The following is a 306-nucleotide window of genomic DNA, read 5'->3' as shown; positions in this document are numbered from 1 at the left end:
CGGCGCCCCGTACGCGGTCGTGGACCCCGCACCGGTAGCTCAAGCCCCGAACTGGCTCCTGGACGCTCTCAAGCCCCCTCAGGCGCCCACACGGTCCGTTGTGGTGGACATGCCCAAGGTAGATGGCGCCCGCGCAGCCGTGGCCGCCCTGGAACGTGAATGTGCCACGGTCCTGACTGCCCCCCAGGGGCAGGGCAACATCACCCTCAACCGCAGCGCCTTCAAGGTGGGGCGCTTCGTCGCGTGGGGCGACATCCCCCGCCACCGGGTTGAAGACGCCTTCCAATCGGCGGGAGAGGGGCGCGG

1 pseudogene is annotated in these 306 nt (G+C 70.6%); it reads left to right on the top strand.

Annotated features, from left to right (window positions below):
* Window positions 1-103: 103 nt before the first annotated feature.
* Window positions 104-306: pseudogene (locus BFF77_RS37580) on the top strand (bifunctional DNA primase/polymerase); the annotation flags it as partial.

This window comes from Streptomyces lushanensis (assembly GCF_001700515.1).
GTDB lineage: Bacteria > Actinomycetota > Actinomycetes > Streptomycetales > Streptomycetaceae > Streptomyces > Streptomyces lushanensis.
This window is presented reverse-complemented; position numbering and strand designations above follow the sequence as displayed.